Raw genomic sequence first — 10,158 nt, 5'->3', positions numbered from 1 at the left:
CGAAGAGCGCGTGACCAGTGTCGCCGAGATGCTGGGCCTGGTCGTAGTACGTCATCCACGGACGCTCCACCTCTGACCCGATGTGGTCGAAGGACGGGCAGCTCGCCGCGCTGGTCAGCCCGACCGGCCAGCTCGCGGTGACCGCCCGGCTGCCCCGCTCGGCGCTGCCCGCGCTGACCGGCGACGGGACGCTGGACGCGGAGTGGTTGCCGGTGGTCGCCGCCGTCCGGGAGCCGCTCGCCAGGCTGGAGGCGCACCAGCTCGCCGAGGGCACACCCGCCGCCGCCGGGCCGGCCCTGGCGGGCTGGAGCAACAAGTTCGGCGACCCGTGGCAGAGCGGCGGCCCCGACGGGCGACGGCTGGTCGTCGCGTACGCCGACGCGACGCTGGACCTCACCGCCACGCCGCCAGGGGCGCCGGTCGCGGTGGCCGTGCTCGACCGGTTCACCGAGGTGGTCCCGGAGGCGGCGCAGGCCACGGCGGCGACCTTCGGCTTCGACGCCCCGGCCGCCCGGGCGCCGCAGGCGATCCTGCTCGCCGTGCCGCCGGACCTGTCGCGGCCACTCGACCCCGAGACCCTGGTGGAACTCCTCGCCGACGTCCGCGAGCTGGCCCGGGCCCGGGTCGCCCGGCCGGCCGACCTCACCCCCGGCCTGCGCGGGCTGCTGCCGGCCGGGCTGCTGCCCGCCGACGGACCCACGGGGGTCCCGCTCGATGCAACCCGGAGGTGAACCGGCGATGGCACTGGTCTTCGACACGGTACGACGGTTGGAGGCCGACCAGGCCGGGTCGGACCTGACCCATGGCTTCGCCGCCGAGGTCGCCGACCCGGCCTGGCTGCTCGGCCGCCAGTGGCAGCTCGGCGAGCACCGGGGCGAGGACGCGTCCTCCCCGGTGCGGGTCAGCTACCGGGCCCGGCTCACTCCCGTCGACCCGCTGGGCGGGCAGCCACACCTGGACCCGCGCACCACCCCCGCCGAGGCGATCGTCGAGTCCGAGCCGGGTGACTGGTGGACGCCCGGCCGGCGGATCGCGGCGGGCCGGTCGGTCGCGGCGGCGGCCGGGACGGCCGGGACTCCCCTGCCGGCCGACCCGACCCTGCTGCTCGCGGCGCTGCCGGTGCCGTACGACGTGCTGGACGGCACCGGCGTGGACGGCCGCGAGCTGTGGCGGCGGCGCAGCGAGCTGGGTCTGCCCGAGGCGTGGTTCGCCGGGCTGCGCCCGCCGCAGCCGGAGCCGGTGGACCTGTGGGATCCGGCGGAGCTGGCCTATGACGCCGACTTCACCGCCGACGGGGTGACCCTGGCGCTGCGCCGGCACGACGGCGGCGACCTCGACTGGTACGCGGTGGACGCCGACCGCCCGCTGCCCGACCCGCCCGTGCCGGTCGACGCGGCGACCACCGTGCCCCGGCGGGTCCGCTACCCGGGCGCGCCGCTGCCCCGATGGTGGCAGATCGAGGACGCCGCGGTGGACGTCGCCGGCTACCCGCCGGACCGCTCCCACCTGGCGACGCTGCTGCTGATCGACCTGATCGTCAACCACTCCGACGACTGGTTCGCCTTCGCGGTGCCCGGTCTGGCCGGGCACGTGGTCACCCTAGACGAGGTGGTGGTGCACGACTCGTTCGGCGAGGACTGGCCGGTGACGCCGCCCGCCGGCTGGAGCCTCTTCGCCACCGACGGGCTGGACAGCCGTTCCCTGGTGGTCTGGGCCACGGCGGCCACACCGCTGGTCGGCCCGGTGCTCGACGAGGTGGTGATCGGCACCGACGAGGACGCCAACCTGGTCTGGGCGGTGGAGCAGCGGCTGCGCGGGCGCGGGGTGCTCGGCGACGAGGAGGCCCCGGCCGAGCCCCCGGCCCACCTGGACGCCTCCGGCCGGCCCGGGTTCACGTACCGGCCGATGACGAGGGTGCCCCGCCACTGGCACCCGTACGTGGTGGAGGAGGTCGCCGGACGGCGCCGGTACGTGCAGGGGCGCGGGGTGGACCTGTCCGGGCCCACGGCGGTGCTGCTGCCCGAGGCGGAGAGTGACCTGCTGGTCGACCCGGCCGCCGGCGGGACGCACCCGACCCACCAGCTCGAGCCGGCGGCGGTGCCGGCCGACGGCGTACGGGTGGAGCGCCGGGCGGTGCTGGCCCGGGCCACCGACGGCAGGCCGGTGCTGTGGACCCAGCGGCGACGGCAGCCGCTGCTCACCCCGCCGTCCCTGGGGCTGCGCTTCGACGCGCTGGAGCCGGTGCCGCCGGAGGTGGTGGCATGACCCCGTCCTGACTCCACAGAGGAGGGTTGCGGGGCACCGCGGGTCGCCGGTTTGTGCCACCCTGGGGGTGACTGCCCGGGTCACCGGAGGTGATGGCCACGTTACGACTGCGCGAACTCGTCGCCGTGCCCGACGCCGCGCCGGTGACCCTCCACGTCGCCGCGGGCGCCTCGGCCGCGCTGGTGGCCGACCCGCCGGTCGGCACCGCCGTCGCCCGGGTGGTGGCCGGGCTGGCCGCGCCGGTCGCCGGTCAGGTCCTGGTCGGCGGTCGGGACGTCACCGGGATGCCGCCGCCGCGCCGCCGGATCGCCTACGTCCCGGCCGGCGGCGCACTGCTGCCCCACCTGACCGTGCGCCGCAACATCGCCTACGGCCTGCGACGGCGGGAGCGGGTGCGGGAGGTCGCCGACGACTGGACGGCGACGGTGGTCGACCGGCTGGAGCTGGCGCCGACCCTGGAGCTGCGACCGCACCTGCTGTCGGAGGCGCAACGGTTCCGGGTCGCGCTGGCCCGGGCGGTGGCCTGCCTGCCCGAGGTGCTGGTGATCGACCTGCCGACCGGGCCGGCCGGCGGCGGGCGGCTCACCGACCTGGTCGGCCGGCTGTCGCCGCCGGACACCGCCGGGGCGGCCGTGCTGGTGTGCACCCGCGATCCGGACGCGCTGGCCGACGTGCCGGTCGCCGCCGAGGTGGTCGCGTGACCGCACCGGGGCGGCTGCGCCGCCGTACCCTGTTGCGGGCCGCCTCGGCGGCGGGCGCGACCGCCGTCGCCGGCTGCTCCCGGGCGGAACCGGCGGTCCAGGTCGCGGTGGTGTGGAGCGGCGGGGAGCTGGCCCGGTTCCGCGAGGTGGTGGCCGGCTACGACGCCGGCGTGCAGGTGATCAGCGCCGGCAACGACATCGACGCGTTCCTGCGCGCCCGCCAGCTCGCCGGCACCAGCCCCGACGTGGCGATTCTGCCCAGGTCGGGGCTGGTCGTGGAGTACGCCCGGCGCGGCTGGCTGCGCGAGCTCACCCCGGCCGCCAGCTACGCCCTCCCGCCCGGCATGGCCGACCTGCTCACCGCCGACGGGCGGCGCTACGGCGTCTGGGTGAAGGCGGCCCACAAGTCGCTGTTCTGGTACCTCCCGTCGATGCTCCCCGAGCCGCCACGCACATGGGACCAGCTCGTCACGCTCACCCGGCGGCTCGGCGCGCGCGCCCGGGCCGGCGACGGCCCCGCCCCGCTGGCCGTCGGCGCGGCCGACGGCTGGGTGCTCACCGACTGGTTCGAGAACGTCCTCGCCGACGTGGCGCCGCCCGGCTTCTACGAGGCGCTGGCCCACGGTGAGGCCGACTGGCGGGCCCGGCCGGTGCAGGTCGCGCTGGACCGGCTCGCCGAGCTGTGGCGCGTCGACGGCGCGTTCCCCGGCGGCGGGCGCCGCGCCCTGCTCACCCAGTACGAGGAGTCGGTGATCCAGGTGGTGTACCACCGGCGGGCCACGATGCTCTTCGAGGCCGACTTCGTCGACGACGTCGCCAGCCGGTTCCGCCGCGGCCCGGAGCGGCCGGAGACGTTCCGGTTCCCCGGCGCCCGGCTGGCCGACAAGCCGCTGATCGTCGGCGGCGACGCGGCGGTGGCCTTCGCCGGCTCGGCCCGCGGCCCGGAACTGGTGCGCTGGCTCAGCGGCGGGACGGCGTTCGAGCCGTGGCTGCGCGCCGGCGGCTACCTCTCCCCCAACGTGTCCGTGCCGCTGGCGGACTACCGCGACGCCGTGCGCCGCCGCCTCGCCGCCGAGCTGCGCACGGCCGAGGTGGTGCGCTTCGACCTCTCCGACCGGCTGCCCGGCCCGTTCACCGGCTCCGACGGGGTGGGCATCTGGCGGATCATGCAGGACTTCTTCGCCGACGTCACCGACGGGGTCGCCGTCGGCGAGGCGGTCCGGCGGGCGACCGGTCAACTGGCCACGGCGGCCCGCTCCGCGGGGAGGGGCCGATGAGCCGGGTGCTGGGCGAGCCGGCGGTGCTCGACGACGTCGGCCCGCCCCGGCGCGGCCGGGCCTACCCTGCGGCGGGGGCCACCTCGACGCTGCTGCTGCCCGCCCTGCTGCTGCTCGGCGGGCTGGTGGCGTGGCCGGTGCTGCGTACGCTGCACGCCAGCGTCACCACCGACGGCCGGTGGGTCGGCGCGGAGCACTACCGCACCGCGCTGGCCGCGCCCGGCACCGGCGCGGTGGTGGGGCGCACGGTGCTCTGGGCGCTGGTCGTGCCGGCCGTGGTGACCGTCCTGGGCTACCTGCTCGCCGCCGCCTCCCGCCGCTCGCAGGAGGGCGGGCTGGTCCGGCTGATCCTGGTGGTGCCGACCGCGCTGCCGCTGGTGGTCACCGGCGTCACGTTCCGGCTCATGTACGACCCGGACCCGGAGCGCGGGCTGGCCACCCTGGTCGCCGCGAAGCTGACCGGCCGGTCGGCGGCGGACGCGCCGCACCTGCTCGGCCCCGGCCTGGTCACGGTGGCGCTGATGTCGGCGTTCGTGTGGGCCTGGGTCGGGCTGGCCGTGCTGGTGTTCCGGGCCGCCCTCGACGCGGTGCCGCCGAGCCTCGCCGACGCGGTCCGCGCGTACGGCGGCAACCGCCGCGACGTGCTCTGGGACGCCCAGTGGCGACCGCTGCTGCTGCGTACGGTCGCGGTGGTCTTCACCCTGGTGGCGCTCGGCACCACCCGCACGTTCGACCTGATCCTGGTGCTGGCGCCCGGCTCGGTGCGCGACGAGGCGTCGGTGCTGGCGCTGCGGGTCTGGCAGACGTCCAACGGCGCCACCACCGGCGAGGGCGCCGCGCTCGGCGTCGTCTGGCTGGTGGCGGTGGCCGCCGGGGTGCTGGTCGCGGCGCTGTTCGTGCGGCAGGCCTGGCCTCCGCCCCGGGACCCGGCGCCCGCCGGGCCCGACCCGGCGGCGCCGGCACCACGCCGGTCGACCCGGCTGCTGGTCGCGGGCGCGGCGGTCGCCTGGCTGGTGCCGCTCGGGGTGCTGCTCGCCACCTCGCTGCACGGAACGGTGGACGCCGCGGGTGAAGGCTGGTGGTCGAGACCGCCGAGCCTCGCCTCCTACCGGGAACTGCTCACCGGCGTCGAGCTGTGGCGCACGCTGGGCTTCACGCTGGTGCTGGCGACGGTGGTGACCGCCGCGGTGCTGGGCGTCGCGCTGCTCGCCGCGTACCCCCTCGCCTGGCTGACGGGGCCGGCCGCCCAGGGCACGGGCCTGCTGCTGATGGCCGCCAGCATCGTGCCGGTGCAGGTGATCGCGGGGCCCGTCAACGAGGTGCTCGGGGTGGCGTTGTCCTCGGGCACGGCGCGCGGCCTGGCGCTGGTGCACGTCGCGCTGGGCGTGCCGTTCGCCGTGCTGGTGCTGCGCAACGCCTTCGCCGACCTGCCCGCCGAGCAGGTGCGGGCGGCCCGGGTGGGCGGGCGGCACTGGTGGGGCACGCTGCGGCTGCTCGCCCGGCACAACCGCCCGGCCGTCGTCGCCGTCGCCGTGCTGGAGTTCGTGCAGGTGTGGAACGACCTGGTGGTGGGCCTTTTGTTCAGCGGCCCGGGCGCGGTGCCGCTGGGGCTGTTCCTCGCCGGCCAGACCCGCGGCTTCGTCGCCAACAGCGGCGCGCTCGCCGCCGGCTCGGTGATCGCTTCGATCCTGCCGGTGCTGCTGGTGGTGTTGGCCCGCCGCCAGCTCGTCGCCGGCCTGGTCGCCGGGGGCGTCCGGTGAGCGGGCAGGGGCCCGCCGGCCGCTCCCGCCGGCCGCGCCGGCTGAGCCTGCTGCTGGCGATCGGTGGCGTGGTCGGCGGGACGGTCAGCGCGGTGCTCGGCAACGTCACGGGCAACCTGCTCTCCGAGCTGTCGGTCGCCCAGCTCGGTTCCGCGAGCGCCGGGGTGATCGTGCTCGGCCTCGCCGCCGCCGTGATCGTGGAGTGGCGGCGCCAGCGTCAGCAGGACGAGCCGAAGGAAGGCCCCGGGACCCCGCCCGCCGTCGGCGGTCCCACCCTGCCCTTGCCGGCGGGTTTCACCGGGCGGGCCGGGCACCTCGACGCGATCATCGACCTGCTGACGAAGGAGCACGCGGTCGCGGTGGTCGGCCGGCGGGCCGTCGGCACCTCGTCCTGCGCGATCCAGGCCGCCGACCTGTGCCGGAAGAACTTCCCCGACGGCCAGTACTACCTGGACCTGCGGCGGGGCGGCCGGCCGCACGGCCCGCGGCAGGTGCTCACCGCGCTGGCCCGGATCCTGGGCACCCGGCCGCCGGCGTCGGGCCACGCCGACGACCTCGCCGACGCCGCCGACGAGGTGAGCGGGCAGCTCGACGGCCGACAGATCCTGGTCGTGCTGGACAACGTGGACGACCCCGGCCAGGTCCGGCCGCTGCTGCCGCCGACCGCGCGGGCCTGCCGACTGCAGCTGGTCGGCACGCCCGCGCTCGACGCCCAGGAGGGCGTGGTGGCGCACGGCCTCCCCGAGCCGGACGCCGACGACGCGGTCGAGCTCTTCGCCGCCGCGGGCGCCGCCGCGCCCGTCGCCCGGCCGCACCGCCCGGATCCGCGCACCGACCCGGCCGTACGCGCCCTCGTCGAGCTGTGCGGCCGGCAGCCCCGCACGGTGGCGGAGCTGGGCCGGCGTACGGCGCAGCACGGCTGGCGGCACGCCGACGTGCTCGACGCGCTGCGCCGCGCCGTCGACACGCCCCCGCACCAGCACGTCGCCGCGTCCCCGGCGACCCTGCTGGTGACCGGGCGGGACACCGCGTACCACGCGCTCGGCGGCGAGGCGCGGCGGTTGTGGCGGCTGATGTCGCTCAGCCCGGTGCCGCTGGACCGGCCGACGATCGCGGCGCTCGCCGGCCGCCGCCCGGACCGGGTGGCCGCGCTGCTGCACGAGCTGGCCACCGGCGGGTTCGTGACCGGCGCGCCCGGGGACCGCTACGAGGTGCGCCCGCTGCTGGGCCCGTACGCCCGGATGCACCTGCGCGACGCGGAGCCGGCGCGGCGGCGGGTGGCCGCGCAGGCCCGGCTCACCCGGCACCTGGCCCGCTGCGCCGAGCGGCACGCCGCGAGCCTCACGGTGGCCGGCTCGCCGCCGGACCGGGAGCCGACGCTGGCCCTGGACGACGACCCGTACGGCTGGTTCGACCTGCACCAGGAGCTGCTGCTGGCGGTGGTGAGGGTGCCGGCGGGTGCGGCGGAGACGCTGCCGCGGCGGGTGCGCCGCTGGTGGTTCCGGCTGGCGGTGGCGCTGTGCGGGTGGCTCGCCCACGCGGAGCGGCTCGGCGAGTGGGAGGAGGTGTGCCGCACGGTGCTGGCCACGCCCACCGCCGACGACCGGCCGGAGATCGCCGGCTGGGCGCACAACGAGCTGGGGGTGCTGCGCCGCCGCCGGGGCGACCCGCAGGGGGCCGCCACGGCGCTCAGCCTGGCGGTGGCGGAGCGGGGCCGGCGCGGCACCGCGCAGGCGCGGATGAACCTCGGCCTGGTGCTGCTGGACCTGGGGCAGCTCGACGACGCCGTGGAGCACCTGGAGCTGTCCCGGCGGCACCGATCCGGCGCGGACCGGGCCGGGCACGCGCTGACCGACCTCGGGATGGGTGCCGCCCGGCTGGCGCGGGGCGAGCTGGAGACCGCGCACCACCACCTGGTGCGGGCGGCGAACGCCTTCCGCGCGCTCGGCGACGCCCGGGGCTACGCGGCGGCGCTGACGAACCTGGTGCTCGTGCACGCCGGGCTCGGCGAGCACCTCGACGCGGCGCAGTCGTGGCGGGCGGCGCTGCGCGAGTACGAGTCCGTGGCCGACCCGACCAACCGGGCCGCCGCGCTGCTCAACGCGGGGGCGGCGCTGCTGGCCTCCGCGCCCGGCCAGGCACGGCAGGCGTACGAACTGCTGGCGGAGAGCCGGCGGCTACGCGACGGGCGGCCGACGGCGGGGCTGGGGCGGACGCTGCTGCACCTGGGCGACGCGGCGGCGGCCCTCGGCGACGCCGCCGAGGCGCGGCGGCACTGGGTGGACGCCGCCACAGTGTGCGAGGAGGCGGGGGACGCCGACGGTCAGGCCGCCGCGGACGCGCGCCTGGTGGGCAGCGACGCGCCCGCCGACGAGCCGGCCTGAGCGGGAGCCTGGTGCGGGGCCCCCGCTCAGGCGTCGGGGCGGCTCAGCCGTCCAGCCGGCGGACCATGTTCATGATGGTCTCCACCTGGGCGCCGCCCTTGATCGGGTAGTTGGTCGCGCCGAGGTAGCCCCACCAGTCCCAGCACCCGTTCGGGTTGGTGCCGGCGGTGGCCCGCGCCTGCGGGTAGAGCACGATCAGGTTGTTGGTGTCGGCGTACTGGTTGAGGTTCGCCCGGTCGACGAAGGCGGTGCCGACCGCGCCGTAGCCCTGGAGGCAGCCGTGCAGGGCGACCAGCAGCCGGCACGACTGCCCGGCGGCGCAGGACGCCGGGACGTAGGCGAACCCGTTGGCGTCCATGCTCAGGCCGTTGGCCCAACCGTTGACCGCGTGGGTGTTCTGGCTGAACCGGATGAGCGTGCCGCCGAGCGGGCCCGTGTTCGGCGCCTGCACGCTGCCGAGCAGCTTGCGCAGCAGGGCGTTCTGCGGGTCGGTGCCGCAGTCGTTCAGGAAGGGCGAGGCGGTGGCGGTGCACCCCAGCGTCCCGTACGGGGTGACCCAGGCGTGGCCGGCCGACGAGCCGCTGTCGTACTGCACGGCGGCGCCGAAGTGCTGGTAGTAGCGGACCAGGTCGTCGGTGACGGACTTCTTGACGACGCCGTCGTTGTTGCCGTGGAAGACGTACACGGGATCGCCGGAGAGGTTGCCGACCGGGTCGACCCAGCCGTAGGTGGCCCACGTCCGGGTGTAGGTCTGCAGGGCGGTCACGTTCGTCGGGTACAGGTTGTCGCCGCAGGCGTTGAGCGCCTGGACGACGTTGTTCTGCGCGCAGTAGTACGGCCCGGCGGCGAAGACCGCCGCGCCCCGGATCCGCGACGAGTAGGCGACGTGGAGCTGGGTGGCCATGTAGCCACCGGAGGAGACGCCGGCGACGTACACGCCGGAGACGTTGTAGGCGCGCAGCGACCCGGAGACGGGTGTCTTGGTGTACGGGGTGGCGGCCTGGGCGGGGGCCGCCGCGGTGAGGACGAGCAGCAGCGCGGTGACGAGGACGGTGGCGGCCCTGAGCGGTGTGGGCATGGCGCTCTCCTGTCCGGGAGCGGTGGCGGTGGTGTCGGCGTGCGCAGACGCTAGCGTGACACCGACCACATCGGACATGAGCGGCGTCGACACCTCGGGCGGCGTCGGGGTGTCGGCCGTCCACAGCTCGCACCCGTACCTCCCACCCCACCCGACACGACGGCACCGCCACCGGACCCGGTCGGCCGCCGACCCGTGCAGGCGGATCGGCACCGCCGGGGTTGTCGTACCGCCCGATGCCGTCGCCGCCGTCATTGCGGGCTCGGGGAACCGGGCCAGCGCGGTTCCCGGGGTGCTCCGGCCTCGGCCCAGCACAGTCCGCCCCTGGCCGCCACGCCCGGCAGCCCGTCGACCAACCGGCCGATGTCCACCACCGACGCCAGCGACACCGCGACGTCGGCACGCAGCTCCGCCGCGGCCGCGTCGAGGTCGTCCTCCTCCGCCGACCAGTCGATGTCCGCCGCCCGCAGCTCGGCCACCGCGTGGTCGGTGAGCACTCGCGGGTCGGTCACGGCGACCGTGAGCCGGCAGTACACGTGGAGCGTGAGCGGTTCCGGGACGTTCGCGTCGGCCATGCCGTCAGGATGACGTACGACGTCGGGCGCCGGTGCCCGCGCCCCCACCCCGCGACCCCGCCGAGTCGGCCCGCCACCCGTCACCAGACGGTCACGGGGCCCGGCGGCCACCCATCGA

General features: G+C 76.9%; 8 protein-coding genes. 6 read left to right on the top strand and 2 right to left on the bottom strand.

Annotated features, from left to right (window positions below; all coding sequences use genetic code 11):
• Positions 1-80: 80 nt before the first annotated feature.
• The 6 genes from AB0L34_RS24710 to AB0L34_RS24685 all read left to right on the top strand — a co-directional run bounded on the left by AB0L34_RS24710 (position 81) and on the right by AB0L34_RS24685 (position 8,387).
• The gene (locus AB0L34_RS24710; RefSeq protein WP_363706963.1) at positions 81-731 is read left to right on the top strand and encodes a hypothetical protein; all 651 of its coding nucleotides are present in this window, start codon (positions 81-83) and stop codon (positions 729-731) included.
• Between the two features lie 7 nt (positions 732-738).
• Positions 739-2,265: a hypothetical protein gene (locus tag AB0L34_RS24705; protein WP_363706961.1), complete on the top strand. Its 1,527-nt coding sequence runs from the start codon at positions 739-741 to the stop codon at positions 2,263-2,265.
• Positions 2,266-2,357: 92 nt separating this feature from the next.
• The gene (locus AB0L34_RS24700; protein WP_363706959.1) at positions 2,358-2,966 is read left to right on the top strand and encodes an ATP-binding cassette domain-containing protein; all 609 of its coding nucleotides are present in this window, start codon (positions 2,358-2,360) and stop codon (positions 2,964-2,966) included.
• Positions 2,963-4,243 (top strand): extracellular solute-binding protein, encoded by a 1,281-nt coding sequence (locus tag AB0L34_RS24695; RefSeq protein ID WP_363706957.1) that lies wholly within the window; start codon positions 2,963-2,965, stop codon positions 4,241-4,243. The genes AB0L34_RS24700 and AB0L34_RS24695 overlap by 4 nt, the downstream gene beginning before the upstream one ends.
• Positions 4,240-6,003 carry an ABC transporter permease subunit gene (locus AB0L34_RS24690; RefSeq protein ID WP_363706955.1) on the top strand — a complete coding sequence of 588 codons (1,764 nt, stop codon included), beginning with the start codon at positions 4,240-4,242 and terminating at the stop codon, positions 6,001-6,003. Before AB0L34_RS24695 ends, AB0L34_RS24690 begins: the two co-directional genes overlap by 4 nt.
• Complete coding sequence (locus AB0L34_RS24685; RefSeq protein WP_363706953.1) at positions 6,000-8,387, top strand: tetratricopeptide repeat protein; 2,388 nt, start codon at positions 6,000-6,002, stop codon at positions 8,385-8,387. Before AB0L34_RS24690 ends, AB0L34_RS24685 begins: the two co-directional genes overlap by 4 nt.
• A 43-nt stretch (positions 8,388-8,430) precedes the next feature.
• Here AB0L34_RS24685 and AB0L34_RS24680 read toward each other — a convergent pair whose 3' ends face one another.
• Positions 8,431-9,465 (bottom strand): PHB depolymerase family esterase, encoded by a 1,035-nt coding sequence (locus AB0L34_RS24680; protein WP_363706951.1) that lies wholly within the window; start codon positions 9,463-9,465, stop codon positions 8,431-8,433.
• 251 nt (positions 9,466-9,716) lie between these two features.
• Positions 9,717-10,040 (bottom strand): hypothetical protein, encoded by a 324-nt coding sequence (locus AB0L34_RS24675; RefSeq protein WP_363706949.1) that lies wholly within the window; start codon positions 10,038-10,040, stop codon positions 9,717-9,719.
• Positions 10,041-10,158: the final 118 nt, after the last annotated feature.

Source organism: Micromonospora sp. NPDC052213, from assembly GCF_040679695.1.
Lineage (GTDB): Bacteria > Actinomycetota > Actinomycetes > Mycobacteriales > Micromonosporaceae > Micromonospora.
The sequence above is the reverse complement of the archived record's forward strand: the minus strand, read 5'-3'. Positions and strand labels throughout refer to the sequence as shown.

Excerpts from the sequence above, each read along its gene's own strand:
- AB0L34_RS24705 (WP_363706961.1), top strand. The coding sequence starts at position 739 with ATGGCACTGGTCTTCGACACGGTACGACGGTTGGAGGCCGACCAGGCC.
- AB0L34_RS24700 (WP_363706959.1), top strand. The coding sequence starts at position 2,358 with ATGGCCACGTTACGACTGCGCGAACTCGTCGCCGTGCCCGACGCCGCG.
- AB0L34_RS24675 (WP_363706949.1), bottom strand. The coding sequence starts at position 10,040 with ATGGCCGACGCGAACGTCCCGGAACCGCTCACGCTCCACGTGTACTGC.
- AB0L34_RS24710 (WP_363706963.1), top strand. The coding sequence starts at position 81 with ATGTGGTCGAAGGACGGGCAGCTCGCCGCGCTGGTCAGCCCGACCGGC.
- AB0L34_RS24690 (WP_363706955.1), top strand. The coding sequence starts at position 4,240 with ATGAGCCGGGTGCTGGGCGAGCCGGCGGTGCTCGACGACGTCGGCCCG.
- AB0L34_RS24680 (WP_363706951.1), bottom strand. The coding sequence starts at position 9,465 with ATGCCCACACCGCTCAGGGCCGCCACCGTCCTCGTCACCGCGCTGCTG.